The sequence below is a fragment of the Chloroflexota bacterium genome (assembly GCA_026706485.1).
Lineage (GTDB): Bacteria > Chloroflexota > UBA11872 > UBA11872 > UBA11872 > JAJECS01.
On sequence record JAPOYR010000013.1, the window covers coordinates 202,752 to 218,817 of the forward strand.

At 68.7% G+C, this 16,066-nt stretch carries 15 protein-coding genes; 8 read left to right on the plus strand and 7 right to left on the minus strand.

What is annotated here, in order from left to right; translation table 11 throughout:
* Nucleotides 1–130: 130 nt before the first annotated feature.
* Nucleotides 131–916 carry a glucose 1-dehydrogenase gene (locus tag OXG79_14435; protein ID MCY3784962.1) on the plus strand — a complete coding sequence of 262 codons (786 nt, stop codon included), beginning with the start codon at nt 131–133 and terminating at the stop codon, nt 914–916.
* 31 nt (nt 917–947) lie between these two features.
* Here OXG79_14435 and OXG79_14440 read toward each other — a convergent pair whose 3' ends face one another.
* From OXG79_14440 to OXG79_14455, 4 genes are read right to left on the minus strand one after another with little or no spacing between them, the layout of a single operon-like run.
* Nucleotides 948–2,447: a sulfatase gene (locus OXG79_14440; GenBank protein MCY3784963.1), complete on the minus strand. Its 1,500-nt coding sequence runs from the start codon at nt 2,445–2,447 to the stop codon at nt 948–950.
* Between the two features lie 24 nt (nt 2,448–2,471).
* A complete protein-coding gene (locus OXG79_14445; GenBank protein MCY3784964.1) occupies nt 2,472–3,299 on the minus strand; it encodes a bifunctional 5,10-methylenetetrahydrofolate dehydrogenase/5,10-methenyltetrahydrofolate cyclohydrolase in 828 nt (275 codons plus the stop codon).
* 5 nt (nt 3,300–3,304) lie between these two features.
* Nucleotides 3,305–3,931: a cyclodeaminase/cyclohydrolase family protein gene (locus OXG79_14450; protein MCY3784965.1), complete on the minus strand. Its 627-nt coding sequence runs from the start codon at nt 3,929–3,931 to the stop codon at nt 3,305–3,307.
* A 1-nt stretch (nt 3,932) separates the two neighbouring features.
* Complete coding sequence (locus tag OXG79_14455) at nt 3,933–4,979, minus strand: methylenetetrahydrofolate reductase (protein ID MCY3784966.1); 1,047 nt, start codon at nt 4,977–4,979, stop codon at nt 3,933–3,935.
* A 51-nt stretch (nt 4,980–5,030) separates the two neighbouring features.
* On the opposite strand from OXG79_14455, the gene miaA reads away from it, so the two are divergent.
* Genes miaA through OXG79_14480 form a run of 5 tightly spaced genes read left to right on the plus strand, consistent with a single transcriptional unit; the run spans nt 5,031 to nt 10,579 of the window.
* Nucleotides 5,031–5,930 carry a tRNA (adenosine(37)-N6)-dimethylallyltransferase MiaA gene (gene miaA / locus OXG79_14460; protein ID MCY3784967.1) on the plus strand — a complete coding sequence of 300 codons (900 nt, stop codon included), beginning with the start codon at nt 5,031–5,033 and terminating at the stop codon, nt 5,928–5,930.
* 1 nt (nt 5,931) lies between these two features.
* The gene (dapF, locus tag OXG79_14465; GenBank protein MCY3784968.1) at nt 5,932–6,771 is read left to right on the plus strand and encodes a diaminopimelate epimerase; all 840 of its coding nucleotides are present in this window, start codon (nt 5,932–5,934) and stop codon (nt 6,769–6,771) included.
* A 34-nt stretch (nt 6,772–6,805) separates the two neighbouring features.
* Nucleotides 6,806–7,981, plus strand: a complete 1,176-nt coding sequence (locus OXG79_14470; protein ID MCY3784969.1) for an LL-diaminopimelate aminotransferase — start codon at nt 6,806–6,808, stop codon at nt 7,979–7,981.
* 37 nt (nt 7,982–8,018) lie between these two features.
* Nucleotides 8,019–9,248 carry a GTPase HflX gene (hflX, locus tag OXG79_14475; GenBank protein ID MCY3784970.1) on the plus strand — a complete coding sequence of 410 codons (1,230 nt, stop codon included), beginning with the start codon at nt 8,019–8,021 and terminating at the stop codon, nt 9,246–9,248.
* On the plus strand, nt 9,245–10,579 hold the full coding sequence (locus OXG79_14480; protein ID MCY3784971.1) for a hypothetical protein: 1,335 nt from the start codon (nt 9,245–9,247) through the stop codon (nt 10,577–10,579). Before hflX ends, OXG79_14480 begins: the two co-directional genes overlap by 4 nt.
* Before the next feature lie 148 nt (nt 10,580–10,727).
* On the opposite strand, the gene OXG79_14485 is transcribed toward OXG79_14480, so the two are convergent.
* From OXG79_14485 to OXG79_14495, 3 genes are all read right to left on the minus strand, one after another.
* Nucleotides 10,728–11,756, minus strand: coding sequence for a tyrosine-type recombinase/integrase (locus OXG79_14485; GenBank protein MCY3784972.1), 1,029 nt, complete (start codon nt 11,754–11,756; stop codon nt 10,728–10,730).
* A 285-nt stretch (nt 11,757–12,041) separates the two neighbouring features.
* The gene (locus tag OXG79_14490) at nt 12,042–12,626 is read right to left on the minus strand and encodes an HD domain-containing protein (protein MCY3784973.1); all 585 of its coding nucleotides are present in this window, start codon (nt 12,624–12,626) and stop codon (nt 12,042–12,044) included.
* Between the two features lie 425 nt (nt 12,627–13,051).
* On the minus strand, nt 13,052–14,302 hold the full coding sequence (locus OXG79_14495; protein MCY3784974.1) for an enolase: 1,251 nt from the start codon (nt 14,300–14,302) through the stop codon (nt 13,052–13,054).
* 101 nt (nt 14,303–14,403) lie between these two features.
* Here OXG79_14495 and OXG79_14500 point away from each other — a divergent pair, with 101 nt between their 5' ends.
* Together OXG79_14500 and OXG79_14505 are read left to right on the plus strand one after the other, a co-directional pair.
* Nucleotides 14,404–15,114: a M23 family metallopeptidase gene (locus OXG79_14500; GenBank protein MCY3784975.1), complete on the plus strand. Its 711-nt coding sequence runs from the start codon at nt 14,404–14,406 to the stop codon at nt 15,112–15,114.
* Nucleotides 15,099–16,064 (plus strand): hypothetical protein, encoded by a 966-nt coding sequence (locus OXG79_14505; GenBank protein MCY3784976.1) that lies wholly within the window; start codon nt 15,099–15,101, stop codon nt 16,062–16,064. Before OXG79_14500 ends, OXG79_14505 begins: the two co-directional genes overlap by 16 nt.
* The last annotated feature ends 2 nt before the right edge of the window (nt 16,065–16,066 follow it).

Below are 16,066 nucleotides of genomic sequence, written 5' to 3' on the forward strand. Positions count from 1 at the left end.
GTAGGGGCGGGTTTGAAACCCGCCCGCTGGTACCGCCAGTCAGCCTGTCTGGGAATCGCACAAGCCGAGATGCCCCAACGTCGCGTAGCATCACCGACAGATTCGAGAACATTCACGGTGGGGGACCGACATGCGGCTAGCCGACAAAGTGGCAATCGTGACCGGCGGCGCCAAGGGCATCGGTCGCGGCATCGCGACGGCCTTTGCCGCCGAGGGCTGCCGCGTGGTCATCGCCGACATTGACGCGGAGTGTGCCGCTGAAACCGTGGCCGAAATCCAGGCCGCCGGCGGGCTGGCGGAGTTCCAGGCCACCGACGTGTGCGTGCCCGCGGACATCGAGCAGACCATCGAGCGCACCGTCGCGGCCCACGGCCGGTTGGACGTGATGGTCAACAACGCCGGCTGGCACCCGCCGGCCACGACCATCGACGACACCTCCCTCGAGCTGTTCGAGTCGCAGCTGACCCTCAACCTCACCAGTACCTATCTCGGCAGCAAGTTCGCCGTGCCGCATCTGCGCCGGACCAAGGGCAACATCATCAACACGGCATCCCTGGTGGGCGTCGTGGGACAGACGCTGGCCGCGGCCTACGCAGCCTCCAAGGGCGGCCAGGTGGGATTCACCAAGGCCCTGGCGGTCGAGCTGGCGCCGCAGGGCGTGCGGGTGAACTGCATCTGCCCCGCCGGCGTCGACACGCCGCTGCTGTGGGAATGGGCCAACACGCTCGACGACCCGGCGGCGGCCGCGCGGTCGGTGGACGCCCTGCATCCGCTGGGCCGCATGGCGCGGGCCGAGGAGATCGGGCGCGCGGCGCTCTTTCTCGCCAGCGACGACGCGTCGTTCGTCACCGGCCACGCGCTGGTTGTCGACGGCGGCGCCACGCTCGACTATTCGCCGGCCCAATACTCGGAGTGACGCCCTCAGACAGTCAGCGACCGCAAGCCGCCTAAAACCGCTCTGTCCGAATGCCAAGCTGCGTGCGCGAGAGATAGGGCGTGCAACCCGGCTGCCCTTGAAACTCGGCGAAGTGCGCCGGGATCTCGCCGCCCGCGTCCTCGATCGCCAAGCCCAGAAGTCGCTCCACGACGTCCGGATGCTGATCCGCCAGATTCTTCGTGAGCTCGGGATCATCCTGCACCCGATACAGCAGCGGCTCCTCGCCCCAAATCGTGGCGTTGCACCACCAGGTGTCGTCGATCACGGTCACCAGCGGACCCCAGGCAACCGTCGCGTGGCTGCGGACGGACGATCCGTCCCTTGCCAGCAGCGGCCCCAAGTCCGACCCTTCGACGTCGGGTTCCAGGCCGCCGGCAGCCAGGATCGTCGCCGCCACGTCGGTGTTCATCACCAGGTCGTCGCAGGTCGTCCCGCGCCCCGCGCCCTCCGGCGACCGGACCAGCAGCGCCAGGTCGGCCACGGCGCGAGTCAATGGATGCCCCTGCTTGCTGACCAGACCCTTGTCGCCCGGATCGAATCCCAGGTTGTGTCCGTGATCGGAAACCACGATCACCAGCGTGTCGTCCAGTCGGCCGCTCAGCTTCAGCGCCTCGTAGAAATGACCGAACCAGCGATCGCACAGCGTCACCTCGCCGGCGTAGTTCGCCTGGCAGCGCTCCAACTCACGCGCCGTGTACATCCCCTCGTGCGGCGCGTAGAGCGACTGGATGATGTCCGCCGTGTCGTCGTCGACCGGGTCGTACATGCGCCGGTAGTTCTCCGGCGGCTCCCACGGCTCGTGCGGGTCGAATGAGTCCACCACCAGGAAGAATCGCTCCGCGTCCTGGTTTTCGTAGATCCAGCGGCTCGCGCTGTGGAAGAGTCGCGCCGGGTAGTAGTCGGCCTCGTCCCGGCGGAACTGGTTGTTCAGCAGGTATTGCCGGAAGAACTCCGTGCGCTGGTGCACCGGCGGGAACCGCTCGGGCACGTGATGCCGGATGGCGCCCGGCGGCAGCGCCGGTCCCGAGCGAAAGCGGTCGGTCTCCTGTCCGCGAATCCAGTCCCACTCGTCGAAGCCGCGGTGGAAATTCTTTGACGGCTTGAATTGGTGGTAGCAATCGGTCAGCAGCGCCGTGCGGTATCCCGCCTCTCGCAGCCGCTCCGCCACCGTGTCCTGCTCCTCGGGGATCGGTCCCCATCCAGGCGCGCCGATAAAGTCACCCTTCAAGGTGCGGTGACCGTGGAATGGATAGGTCCGCAGTCCCGTGTGAATGGCGCGGCGAAACGGCAGCGTCGGCAGCGACTCGGGATAGGCCCGTGTGAACCGCACCGACTCGCGCGCGAATGCGTCGAGATGCGGGGTTGAGATCCACTCGTTGCCGTAGGCCCCGAGATGGTCCTTCCGCAGCGTGTCGAAGATCACCAGCACGATGTTCATAAGTGACGAGGCCCTTGCCGCCATGAGCTGGGCGGGCGGAAAGCTGACCGGCGGATCGTAGCCCAGCGGCACACGAGGTTGCCGGCCGAAGTTTGGCTAGCCGCCCTGCGTCTCCCGCGCCAGGGCGAGCAGGTTGTCCAGCAGGCAATAGACCGTCAACGGCCCGACGCCACCGGGCACCGGCGAGTAGGCCGACGCCACCTGGGCCACGGCGTCCGCGTCCACGTCGCCCTTCAGACCGTCGGCCGTGTATGTGGCGCCGACGTCGACGACCGCGGCGCCCGGCTTCACGTGCTCGCGCGTAATCAGCCCAGGCCGCCCCACGCACGTCACCAGCACGTCCGCTTGCGCGGTCACGTCGGCAAGATCGCGCGTCCGCGAGTGGCACATGGTCACGGTGGCGTCGCGTGCCAGCATCAGCAACGCCACCGGTTTCCCCACGCTGCGACTGCGGCCCACCACCGCCACCCGGCGCCCGGCCAGCTCGATGTCGTAGTGGTCCAGGAGGCGCAAAACGGCCGTCGCCACGCCCGGCGCCAACTCGGATGCGCCCGCCAGCACCCTGCCGATGGCTGCGCGCGTAATTCGGTCGACATCCTTTTCCGGCGGAACAGCCGCAACGACCGTTGCGGTGTCCACCGACGACGGCAGCGGCAGCGCCACGATGATTCCCTGGACCTCGTCGTCGACCGCCAACCGCTCAACGAGCCCGACGGCCTCGGCCGTCGAGGAAGCCTCGTCGAGCAGAGCCTCGGCGACCGGCACGCCGACCCGTCGCGCGCCCCGCGACACCTGCCTGGCATAGGCGGCCCCGGCGGGGTGCGTCGCGCAGCGAACGAAGGTGAGAGCGGGGGGTCTGGCGAACTCCGCAAGCTCCGTCGCGATCGACGCCCGCAGCACCCTGGCCGGCTCGCGGCCGGTCATCACGGTCACGCGTGCAACACCGACAGCACCTGGTCCGCCGCCGCGTCGGCGCGAGCCAGCCCGGACCGAAAACGCTCGCAGCTTCGTTCCAGTTCATCACGCGCCGACTTGTCGGCGACCGAGCCGATGTTCGCCGCGATGTTCATCTCGCAGATGCGCCCGGCGCCGCGTGCCAGCGCCGCGCCGGCGGCGGCGTCGCTCCGCACGTGCGGATTGGCTTTGCCCACGGCAATCGAGGCCAGATCAATCACCTCGAGCGCCAGATCGCCCACCGCCTCGGGAACACGGCTTGCCGCCAACGCCGCCGCGGCGACTGCATCGGCTCGCGCGGCCTTGGAGGCGCGTGGCAGCCGGTAGGCCGCCAGCAACCCGGTGTAGGCGTCCGCATCCGCCTCGATGAGCGTCAGCGCCTCACCGCGAATCTCGTCCGTCCGAGCCACGATGCGCTCCATCTCGGCATGCACGGGTTTGAAGCGCTTCCGGACCAGCGTGAGTTGTGCGCTCATGCCCACGAGCGCCGCTCCGAGCGCCAGGGCCGCCGCCGCCGCGCTGCCGCCGCCGGGCGTGGGTGAATCGGACGCCAGCGCCGCGGCGAAGCCTTCAATCGTTGCGCAAGCGGCGCCTTCCGCCACGCTATGCCGCGGTGGCGGCCGCGCCCACGGCAACAGCGGGCGCCAGTGCGGGAACCGGAATCGGCCGCGGCAGCTCCAGTCCGGAGCCCTCCACGATGCGCGGCACGGCCTTCTCCCAGTCGATCGCCATCACGTGCACGCCGTGCACGCCCTCGATCTCGCGCACCTGCTCGATGATCTCCAGGCAGATGCGGATGCCCTCGGCGCGCGGCTTGCGGGCGCCGCGCATGCGCTGCATCACGTCGTCCGGCACTTCCATGCCCGCGACCTTGAACTTCATGAATTCGGCCATCCGAGCCGACTTTAGCGGCCCCACCCCCGCCAGAATGTGAACTTTTTCGTCAATACCCTCATCGCGAATACGCGACATCCACTCGGCAAACCGTTCCACGTTGAAAATCATCTGCGTCAGCGCGAATTCCTGCCCTGCGGCGGCCTTCTTGACCATGCGCAGCGGACGGAAGCCATAGGGCGGAGCAAAGGGGTTGGCCGCGCCGCCGATGAACAGGCGGAAGTCGCCCTTGATCGGGTCGCCCGCGGCAGTGCGATTCTCATCCCGGAGCTGCTGCAACAAGCGCACGAGTTGCACACCTTGCAGGTCGAAGACCGGCTTGGCCATGGGGTGGTCGCCCAGGACCAGCGAGTCCCCGCTGATTGACATAAAATTGCGAATGCCAAACGCCTGCGCCGCAATCACATCTGATTGGATGCCCAGCCGATTCCGGTCGCGGCAGGAGAGCTGCATGATCGGCTCGACGCCGCCCTGCAGGCAGAGCAGCGCCGCGCCCCAATGCGACATCTTGAGCGCCGCCCCCTGGTTGTCGGTGCAACTGGCGGCGTCCACGAAGCCGCGCAGGATCTCGGCCTTCGCCCGGACGTCCGCCGCATCCGGTCCCTTGGGCGGCCCGAGCTCACAGGTGACCGCAAAATGGCCGGCGTCGAGCACGGCCTGCAAATGGCTGTATGGCGGCCCCGGTGCGGGGCCGTCGACGGGTGGTGAATCAGACACCGAAAGCGGTTGTCCCAGCAGCCGGAAAATGTTCGTCATGCATGGTAACGCGGGCTCCCGCGCGCCCAGGCCGGCCGCGAGGTGAACGCCATGCTCGTAGTGCTGACAGGGCCGACGGCGTCGGGCAAGACGGCCGCGGCGCTCGCGCTGGCCGACGACTTCCCGGTGGAGGTCATATCCGCCGATTCGCGCCAGGTCTATCGCGGCATGGACGTCGGCACGGCCAAGCCCACGGCCCCTGAGCGAGCCCGAGTCCCGCACCATTTGATTGACATAATCGATCCACCCGAAGCCTACAGCGCCCACCGCTTCGTCCGAGACGCGCACCGCGCACTCGACGACATTCGCGGCCGCGGGCGAGTGCCGGTAGTCGTCGGCGGCACCGGCTTCTACATCAAGGCGCTCGTCGAGGCGTCGCTGCTGGCCGACGTTCCGCCCGACGCCGAGCTTCGACACGACCTCGACGCGCTGCAGGCTCGCGAAGGCGTGGACGGCCTGGCGGCGCGACTGGAGCGTTTGGACCCCGCACGGGCCGCCACCATCGACCGTGCGAACCCGCGCCGCCTCGTTCGCGCCATCGAGGTCGCCGAACGCGGCGGGTCGGCGGATGACTCTCGGCCAGCGCCATCCAGCGCGATCTTCGGCATCGATGTCCCGGTGGACGTCCTCGCAACCCGCATCGAGCGACGCGTGCACGCCATGTACGCCGGCGGACTGATCGAGGAGACGCGCGCCCTGCTGGAGCGCGGCGTTCCGCCAGACGCCCCCGCGCTCACCGGCGTGGGCTATCGCGAAGCCGCAACTGTACTTGACGGGAGTCTCACGCTCGACGACGCCCGACAGCGAACGGCCAGCCGCACGCGCCAATACGCGCGCCGCCAACGCACCTGGTTTCGCCACCAGCTTCCCGTACACTGGCGTACTCCAGAGACAATCGTGGAGGCGCTCGCCGCGCAGTTGCGCGGCATGAATCAAGCGGGGCAGTCCTGACGTGAGCCTGGCATTCACCAAGATGCACGGAGCCGGCAACGATTTCGTGCTGCTCGATGGGCGCGAGGCGTTGCCCGACGACCTCGGTCCGCTGGCCGCCGAGCTTGCCGACCGGCGCTTCGGCGTGGGCTGCGACCAGGTGCTCGTCGTGCGCCACGGCCGGGCGGCCCGCTTCGCCATGGAGATCTGGAACGCCGACGGCTCGCGCGCCGAAATGTGCGGCAACGGCATCCGCTGCTTCGCCAAGTGGTTGTACGAGCGCGGCGAGCTCGGCAACCAGCGCGAGGTCATCGAAACGCTCGGCGGCCCCCGATGGGTCGAGGCCGCGGAAGCGAATGGCGGGCTTCGCGTCACCACGGGCATGGGCGTGCCGTCATTCGACCCGACGTCGCTGCCAATGCTTCCCGACGACTCGGCATCCAACGTCACGACGCTTCACGTCAACGGCCACGCCATCGAAATCACGGGCGTCTCGGTGGGCAACCCGCACGCCGTGGCCTTCATCGACGACGTGGAGGGGTTTCCGCTGGGCACGATCGGCCCGCTGGTCGAGCATCATCCGACGTTTCCCGAGCGCACCAACTTCGAGATCGTCGACGTGGCTGCTCCGCGTGAGCTGCGGGTCCGGGTGTGGGAACGCGGCGCGGGCCTTACGCTCGCCTGCGGCACCGGCGCCGCCGCCACGGCGGCCGCGGCCATCGCCGCCGGGCGCGTGGCGCCCGGCAACGTTGCCCTCGACATGCCCGGCGGTCGGCTGCACGTGACCTGGGACGGTGACGGGAACGAAGTCACCATGCAGGGGCCGGCCGCGACGGTCTTCACCGGCCACTGGCCCGCATAATGACGCCGCATCCCACGCCGTTGGTTGACGCCTAGTGTCCGCATCGCCAATCCAATTCGCCGACCGCATCTCCGCCCTGCCGCCGTATCTCTTCGCGGAGCTCGACAAGTTGCGCGACGCCAAACGCGCCGAGGGCGTGGACGTCATCAGCCTCGGCATCGGCGACCCCGACCTGCCGACGCCGTCGCCGATCGTGGCCGAGCTCGAGCGGGCGGTGCGCGACCCGGCCAATCACCGCTATCCCGAGTACTACGGCCTGGACGAGCTGCGCGCGGCCATCGCGAATTGGTACGGCCGACGCTTCGACGTCACCCTCGATCCGGGAACCGAGGTGGTGCCGCTGATCGGATCCAAGGAAGGCATCGCGCACCTGCCGCTGGCGCTCATCAACCCCGGCGACACCGTGCTCATGACCGATCCCGGCTATCCGGTCTACGCCATCGGCACCATGTTGGCCGGCGGACGCTCGCACATGGTCCCACTCACCGCCGAAAACGCCTGGCTGCCCGACCTGGACGCCATCCCGGCCGAGGCGCTGGAGGCGGCCAAGCTCATGTGGCTGTGCTATCCCAGCAATCCCACGGCGGCCATCGCGCCCTTCGAGTTCTTCGAGCAGGCCGTGGCCTTCGCCCGGCGCCATGACCTGGTGCTCGCCCAGGATGCGGCGTACTCCGAGGTGACCTACGACGGCACGCGCTGCCGCAGCATCCTCGAAGTACCCGGCGCATCCGACGTGGCCGTCGAGTTCCACTCGCTCTCCAAGACCTACAACATGACCGGCTGGCGCATCGGTTGGATGGTCGGCAACGCCGAGGTGGTCGAGGCGCTGGGACGGGTCAAGACCAATGTGGATTCGGGCATCTTCCAGGCCGTGCAGCTTGCGGGGATCGCCGCGTTGGACGTCTCGCAGCGCTGGATCGACAGTCGCAACGCCCACTTGGAACGGCGGCGGGACCTCGTGCTCGACGCCCTGCGCGCGTCGGGGCTCCGACCGGAGACGCCCAAGGCCAGCCTCTATCTCTGGTCGCCGGTGCCCGAGGGCATGACGTCGGTCGACTTCGCGCACCGGCTCATCGAATCGGCCGGGGTCATCGTCACGCCGGGCGTCGGCTTCGGCGCCGGCGGCGAGGGCTATTTCCGCATCTCCCTCACTACGCCCGACGACCGCCTTCAGGAGGCCCTGGATCGCATCGCCGCGCTCACCTTCTGAGAGCGGCCCGCTCGGGGCTCGCGAGCGGGCCTTCCTCGTGGGCATCGACGGGCTCGCGTCGCTGGGCGATTGGCCGGCCGAAACCTCGCTGGATGAGCTGGCCCGATTGGTCGACACGGCCGGAGCATCGGTGGCCGGACGCCGCTGCGTCAGAATTCGCGAGCCCAATCCCGCCACGCTGATCGGTCAAGGCCAGCTGCGAGACTCCATCGAGGCTAGCCGCGCCGCCGATGCCAACGTCCTGGTGCTCGACGCCGAGCTGCTCCCGCGCCAGCAGCGAAACATCGAGCGTGCCTTCGAGGGCAAGGTGCTCGACCGCACCGGCGTGATCCTGGACATCTTCGCCGCCCGCGCGCAGACCGCCGAAGGCCGCCTGCAAGTCGAGCGCGCCCAGCTCGAATACCTGCTGCCGCGCCTATCCGAGCTGTGGGTCCAATTCTCCCGCCAGCGGGGCGGCATCGGGCCCTTCCGAGGTCCGGGCGAGACCCAAATCGAGACCGACCGGCGGCTCTATCGCGACCACATTCGCGACATCGACACCCGGTTGAAGCGCGTGCGCGAGCAGCGCGGCAGCCGCCGGCGCCGCCGGCGCGACGCCGGCCTCAACGTCGCCGCGCTTGTGGGCTACACCAACGCCGGCAAGAGCTCGCTGCTCAACGCGCTCACCGACGCCGCGGTGCTCACTGAAAACCGGCTGTTTGCCACCCTCGATCCGACCACGCGGCGCCTGCAGCTGCCGCAGGGCGGGGAACTTTTGCTCACGGATACGGTTGGGTTCATTCAACGGCTGCCGCCGCGGCTCGTGGACGCCTTTCGCGCCACGCTCGAAGAGGTGCTCGAAGCGCAGTTTCTGGTCCACGTCGTGGACGCGGCGTCGCCCGACATGCTGCGGCAGGTTGGGGAAGTGGAACGCACGCTGAGCGAGATTGGCGTGAGCGCGCGGCCGGTGATCACCGCCCTCAACAAGAGCGACCTGGCCCCGGACGTGGACATCGCCGACTTTCCCAACGCGGTGCGCGTCTCCGCGCTGACCGGGCAGGGATTGGACGAGCTGCGCGACCGGCTCGGCGAGGCGGCGCGCGCGTCGAGCGTGAACCTGACCGTGCGCATCCCCTACGCCGACAGCGAGCTGGTGAGCCTGTTTCATCGCCGCGGCGCGGTTGTGCGCGAGGCGCATGAACCGGACGGGACCCGGATCGAAGGCACGTTGCCCGCGGCCTTGGCCGGTCGCTATGACCACTACCGCGTCGAGGCCGAGCGCCCATGACCACGCCCGGCCGAATCCGGATCGGCGTCGCGAGTGGAGACATCACCCCCAGCGTGGGCGTTGACCTGTCGGGCTTCAGCCCGCGCATGGGATCTGCTCTCGGCGTGCGGAACCCGCTCGAGTTGCACGTCCTGGCGGCCTCCAGCGGCGGCTCGACCGTCATGCTCGCGGCGTTCGACCTGGTCGGGCTCACGCCGGCGTGGATCGAGCGGACTCGCGAGCGCGTCGGCGCGGCGACGGGGATACCGGGCGTTAGTCAGATGTATGCCTGCACCCACGGGCACGGGGGACCGGAAACCGGCGTGCTGCCCACCATGGGCGATCCGGACGACGACTATCTCGACGAGCTGGCGGCGACAACCGTAGCCGTGGCCCAAGCAGCCCTGGAGCGGCAAATCCGCGCGGAGCTCGTCATCGGATTCGGAACCTCGTTCGCCGGCGTCAACCGCCGCTCGCGGGAGGTGGCCCCGGACGGCCCCGGTGACGGAGGGCCCGACGACATCGACCCAACACTCATTGCGGCGCAGGCGCGCGATGGCGACGGCCGGCCCGTCGCCACGCTGGTGAACTACGGCTGCCACCCCACCAGCAGCCGCGAGCGAATCTTCTCCGCCGACTATCCGGGCCACCTGCGCCGTCGCGTGCAGCTGATCACCGGCGCGCCGTGCATCTTCGTCAATGGCGCCGGCGCAAATGCGAATCTGCGCTTCGCGGACCCCCGAGCGCGCGGCTATGGCGAGGCACGCGGCCATGGCCATGCACTCGCCCTGACGGCGGTCCGGTCCCTCCAGGCCGCGCGGCCATCAGCCTCGGCCACGGTCGCCGCATCAACTCATCCGGCGACGCTGGAACACACCGACTTGCCAAGCCCGACCGAGGCCCGTGCGATGCGGACGGCGGGCGTGGCGCACGTCGAAGCCGCGACCAGCGACGTGATGCGTCGTCACTACCGGGCCTACGAGGTCGAGCATGCCGACCGCGTGCTCGCCGCCCAGGACGATCCGGCGTGGACCGGCCAGCAGGAGATCGAGCTCCAGACGCTGCGAATCGGCGATCTGGCCGCGGTTGCCACGCCGGTGGAGCTGTTCGCCGCGGACGGGCAGGCCATTCGGGCCGGCTCACCGGCGCCGGCAACCATCGTGGCCGGCTGGAGCAACGGCAATTGGGGGTACCTGCCCACGCGCCGCGTGGCCGCGCACGGCGGCTACGAAGCCGAAACGGCCCATCCCTGGTACCAGCAGCCGGCGGCCTGGACACCGGAAAGCGGCGACGCGCTGCGCACGGCGGCGCAGGCGTCGCTCGCGGAGCTCTTCGGGGAAGCGTTGCCCTAGTCCTTGAGCCACGCCCCAATCCGTTCGCCCTGAGCTTGTCGAAGGGTCGCCCTGAGCTTGTCGAAGGGTCGCCCTGAGCTTGTCGAAGGGGCTGCAGAACGGATTGGGGCGCATGCAGGCCGTCTGCCCGTCATCGCTTAGGGGATTCCTAGCGCCTCAACTCCTCGGGCGACCGACGTCGGCGCCGCGCGCGCGCGGAGGCCTCGTCCGCCGGCACGCTGAACCGATCGAAGACCTCGCGCAGATGCGCCGTTTCGTAGTGGGCGTAAATCCGCTTGGTCGTATCCGGCGAGGCGTGACCCAGGATGTCCTGCACGTGCGACAGATTCGCGCCGCGATTGAGCAGCGAAGTGGCCTTCAGGTGACGGAAGCCGTGGGTCGTGGCCGTCACTCCGACCGCCGCCCCGTAGCGCTTGACGATCTTCCAGACCGACTGCGGCGATAGGCGGAGGCGTTCGCCGCCGCGGCCGGGATCGCGCGGCGCGCCGCGGTGGCGGATGAAGAGCGGCACATACGCGTCGCGTCGCAGCCCCAGGTAAGCGCGCATGGCCTCTCGTGCGTCGTCATCAAAGAAGACCACCCGCTCGCGCCGGCCCTTACCGGTGATCAGGGCCTGCTGGGCGTGCCCGTCGTCAACGTCCCGGCGATCGAGTCGCGCCACCTCCGCGCGCCGCATGCCGGTGCCATAGAGCACCTGCAGCAGGGCGCGGTCGCGGGCGAAGCGGAGGCGCGTCTCCTCGCCGGCGTCGGCTGGAATCAGCGCGGGCAGCTCGTTCTTGACATAATCAACAATGATTGCCAGCGCGTCGTCCACCCGCGGCGTGCGATAGCGCGGAGCCGACCGCACGCCGTGGAGGCGCTCCACGGCGCGCTCGATGGACAGCGTCGTCAGCGATCCTTCGCGCAGGCAATGCCTCAGGAACGCGCGGGTGGCGGCCACATAGGTCTGGATGGTCGCCTCGCGCTCGGGCCCAAGCTCGTCGGCCAGCGCCAGATAGAACCCCTCGAGCGCGCCGTCGTCCAGGCGGTCCAGCGTGATCTCCTCGGCTCCGGACGCCTGGCGCGCCCACGCCATAAAGCGACGCAGCCCGGTGGCATAGGTGCTCCGCGTGCGCGGAGATTTCGCCCGCAGGCTGTCGAAGAAGCGCTCGGAGGCGGCGTGCAGCGTTCGATCCATGGCATTGACTTTACATAACACTGCCGCTGATGTCAAACCGCGGCAGAGAATTCCGGACGGGCAGGCCAACCGGGTTCCGTCATTCCGGCGGAAGCCGGAATCCAGTCCGGTTGCTGCGGGGCGTCCGAGGAATGCCGGATCCTGGACCCCGGCCTTCGCCGGGGTGACGAGCTAGAGCTCGAGCGAGGGGGACGACGCCGCTCACTCATTCCGGTGGAGGTCGAAGTGTCGACCAGACCAATCTGATGCGTGGCAAGGTCCCAATTCGACCCGGGCCCCGCGCGATCAGGCGTCCTCGAGCAATCCTCCGGCCTCCGCCGCCCGCCAAAACGCGTAGTCGGCGTGATGGACGATGGTGTTCTCCAGGCTGCGCTCGACGAGCTCGCCCTCGCCGGAGTGGGCGCCCGCCATGTGCGCCACCTCTTCCGGCAGCCCCACCGTCAGGCAGATGTGTACGCCGTAAGCCGGGTGGCGAATCGACGGACGGCCGGCCTTCCGGGGCGACGCTTGCCAGCGCGCCTGGTTCTCGGGGTCGAATTCCCACGGCTTGCCCACGTCATGACACAGCGCGCCGGCAATCAGCAAGTCGCGATCTACGTGAAGCTCGGGAAACTGCCGCTGCAGCTCGTCCCCAATCACGATGGCCAGTTGGGTCACGCCGCGAATGTGGTCGGCCTGGGTGCCGTCGATGAGCGTCGGCATTCCCGGGTTCCCGGACGCCGGGATGTCGGCGATGGCGTCGAAGCTGCTCCGGTCCAGCGCTGCGGCCCACGCCTCGACGACCTTCTCACGCAATTCCGTGTCGACGATCTCGGCGACTTGCGGCAGCTCGTGCCTCACGCGCTCGCGCTGCTGATCGGTATTCGACATGGCGTCCTCCCCAGGCGTCGGCGACCGATTCAGTGTGCCCCAGTCCGAAAGCACCCTGCGAGCGCCCGACGCACTCTCGTGCGCGCCGATAGATAGTAGAACTAATACGCATTAGTTCTACTAATGCCGATCAAGAGCGAGCGGCTCCGCGAGCTGCCGCCCGGTCACGGGCACACAGCAGGCGTTGCACGGACCATCGACATCAGACGGGCGAAAAAGCCCCGCAAGTCCACCACGGCGGCGCGTCACGACCTCAGCGCCACTTCTCGCGATCGACCGCATTTTCCGCGAAAGGCTCGCACAGCCGCCCGCGTCGGCCATGCGCCGCAGGCCGCCATCCCTTCGAGCGCCGCTTCAGTCCACCCCAGCTGGCACCGCGACACGTCACGACATCATAATTGTTATGTAAAGCGGTTGACCCGTCCCTACGACGCACTCACCAGGCAGCCCGCGGCCTCGATCGACCGAAACCGCTGATCGAAGGCCACGCTGCCGTCGTCTTCGGTCGTGGACAGCGTCACGCCCCGCTCGAACACCGGCTGGTTGCCGGCCATGAAGTCGGGCTCGTAGACGTCCCGGTCCACGTATTCGGCGGTGCGCCCGTCGGCCCAGCGAACCGTATAGATCGTGCGCGGGAGGTCGAGTGAGCTGGCGTCCGGTCGCCTGAGGCGGTGGATGAGATCCTCATCGACCGTTACGCCAAGGCCCGGCGCCTGGGGCACGGGCACATAGCCATGCTCCACTGGCAGCGGCTCAGTGAGCAGGTCGTAGGCGTAGGTGTTGAGGCAGCTGATGGCCGGCCAGCGCGCCGCCGGAAGCACCGCGCCCAGGTGCATCGCAAAGGCCGTCGTGATGCCGGTGCCCACCAACTGGAGCCACAGCGGCATGTTCGCGGCGTGGGCTTGCGCCCCCTGGTGCAGGCAGCTCGCGGCGCCGCCGCTAACGACAAATCCGTCGCACACGCCCTCTTTCACGGTCGTCAAGAACGGCGGCGAGTCAAAGTGCATCGCAATCGGGCGCGGCACGGCCGCCCGCAGGGCGCGGTTGCCACCGATGTCCGTCTGGGGAATCGGCGTTTCGAATATCGCGACCTTGGGGTAGCCCGCCAGCGTCGTGAGCAGCGGTTTGGCGTGCCCGGCGTCGACCAGCAGCGCGTTGAAGTCCAGGTCCAGCTTCGCGTGCGCGGGCGTCGCGGCACTCACCGCTTCCACCTGCTCGACGATGTCGAACCACGGGCGCGCCTTCAGCTTGAACGCGGTGTAGCCCGCCTCGATGCCGGCGCGCGCCTCGGACGCCCAGTCGTGCGGCGGCATGTCGTAACACCACCAGGCCAGGGGGCAGCGCGTGCGCACGGCGGATCCCATGAGCCGGTGCACCGGCACGCCCAGCGCCTGCCCGACCACGTCGAACAGCGCCTGCTGCAGACCGGCGCCGAGCGAGTCGTCCCAGAGCAGGTCGGCCGGATTCGCACCCATGGCGCGGTCCACACCGGCGTCGGTGACGACGCCCCAGGTGTAGTGCGGCAGGGTCTCGCCCCATCCCACGAGCCCCGTGTCGGTGGTAACTTTGCATACTTCGGCAAGGGCCCAATCGGCCAGCCCGCGCCGCATATGGCGTCCCGCCGTGGGCGTGTGACCAGCGTCGACGACGATTCGCTCGATGTGTGTGATTTGCATCCCGGCACTCGACGGCAGGTAAGCCTCGAAGTCTCGCACGCGCACCCGGAGCGCCGCTGACGGTGGAGAAGCTGGCCCCAGCGGGGAGGATTCACTCGCCTATGCCTCACTCCTCGTCGCTTCTTGGACGCCGACGGGTTCTGGCCTACGTCGCCGGCCTGGGGCTGGCAACCGTCTGTCCGGTCGCGGCCCGTCCGGCGCCCGCCGTCGAGGCCCTATCGCTCCCAATCGCCGGTGAATCGTCACCCCGGACCTGGTGGCTCGACCAGTGGTATGGCAACACCACGTTTGCCTACCGCATGCGCCAGAGTATCTACAACGAAGGTCAGGGGCTGCATTTCGGGGTCGACTTCGGCATGGCCTGCGGCACGGAAATCATCGCCGCGGCGGATGGCATCGTGCGCGAGATCGGCGGCGTTCGCCGCGCGTGGCCGCTGCACGTATCCATCGATCATCCCGGGCTCGGCATCACGACAATCTACGGCCATCTGTCGCGGAGCCTCGTGTCGCACATTGGTCAGCGGGTTCACCGCGGGCAGGTGATCGGCGAGAGCGGCGATTCGGTGACGTATGCCTGCAGCGGTTCGCCGCACCTGCATTTCGAGGTGCGGTACGACGCCATGCGCGTCAGCACCAACCCGTTGCTGTGGGTTTCCGCCGATTGGCCCGCGATCTACGCGCCTCGCGGCAGGCTCCCTTTCCAGATCGATCTCAGCAATCCTTCGCGCTGGCAGTCGATCTACGACCAACCGGACGTGCGCTTTGGCGGGCCTAATCTCAACGACTTCGAAAAGCCGTGGCCACCGGCATAGACCCCGCCACCGTGCGGCTGCAAGCGGCGGTTTCGCGCACGGTGCATCCCGGTTGGATCTGGTCGCCTGATGGGGACGAGATCTGGATGCTCGACGTCGACGACGCCGGGCTGCCCTATACGCGGGCCGTGCACGTCCAAACCGGCGATGAGGGGGTCGTCTCGCACCTGTGGGGACGGTTTTCACGGACGGGACGCTACATCCTGACCGCCGGCCAGCAGCGCGAAACCGTCCGCGTACATGACCGCAACACGTTGGCCACGTGGGAAGTGTCGCGGATCGGCGGTCGCCCGCTCCCGAATCCGGCAGAGACGCACCTAGCCGGCAGCCTATGGAACTCAGGCGCCCAAGCGCCCTTTACCCATCCGGCGGACGTGGTTCGCATGCGGATGGATGGCGGGGATCGCCGCGTCGTCGCGCGGGTATTGGGCGGCGTTGCCGGATGGCGCGCCGACGGCATGCTGCTGGTGATCGGCAGCGACAGCTTGGAGGCGATAACAGCCCTCCGTGTGATAGGTCCAGAGGGCCAGCTGCACGAGCAATGGCCGCTTGGACGGCAGGTGCTCGCCGTGAATGTCTCTCCCTCCGGCCGGCACATGACCTTTGCGGTGGTTCTCGACGAGCGCGGCCGCAATGGGCAGTTCGCCATCGACCTGTTCAGCGGACAACGGTGGACCCTGCCGTCCCGCATGAGTCTGCGCTGGATGCCGGATGAGAGCGGCCTGTTGGCCGTTTCGCTCCGACGATCGCCCGGCCGCCCGTTTCGCCTTTGGCGTCTGGCGGCTCCCAACTTCTATCTGGAAGGCGCGCTGACGGATCCGACCCGTCACGAGGTCGATATGGAGGTGCTGGACTGGCGGATCAGCCCCAACGGCGCCGCCCTGGCATTCCGCACAGCGCGCGAGGCCCACTTGCACGTCCTCACCTGGGAGCGCACCCGGGCCGACTGAGC

Bases quoted from the DNA above. Each gene is read 5' to 3' on its own strand.
- OXG79_14435 (MCY3784962.1), top strand. From the start codon at position 131: ATGCGGCTAGCCGACAAAGTGGCAATCGTGACCGGCGGCGCCAAGGGC.
- OXG79_14445 (MCY3784964.1), bottom strand. From the start codon at position 3,299: ATGACCGGCCGCGAGCCGGCCAGGGTGCTGCGGGCGTCGATCGCGACG.
- OXG79_14455 (MCY3784966.1), bottom strand. From the start codon at position 4,979: ATGACGAACATTTTCCGGCTGCTGGGACAACCGCTTTCGGTGTCTGAT.
- miaA (MCY3784967.1), top strand. From the start codon at position 5,031: ATGCTCGTAGTGCTGACAGGGCCGACGGCGTCGGGCAAGACGGCCGCG.
- OXG79_14480 (MCY3784971.1), top strand. From the start codon at position 9,245: ATGACCACGCCCGGCCGAATCCGGATCGGCGTCGCGAGTGGAGACATC.
- OXG79_14485 (MCY3784972.1), bottom strand. From the start codon at position 11,756: ATGGATCGAACGCTGCACGCCGCCTCCGAGCGCTTCTTCGACAGCCTG.
- OXG79_14490 (MCY3784973.1), bottom strand. From the start codon at position 12,626: ATGTCGAATACCGATCAGCAGCGCGAGCGCGTGAGGCACGAGCTGCCG.
- OXG79_14495 (MCY3784974.1), bottom strand. From the start codon at position 14,302: ATGCAAATCACACACATCGAGCGAATCGTCGTCGACGCTGGTCACACG.
- OXG79_14500 (MCY3784975.1), top strand. From the start codon at position 14,404: ATGCCTCACTCCTCGTCGCTTCTTGGACGCCGACGGGTTCTGGCCTAC.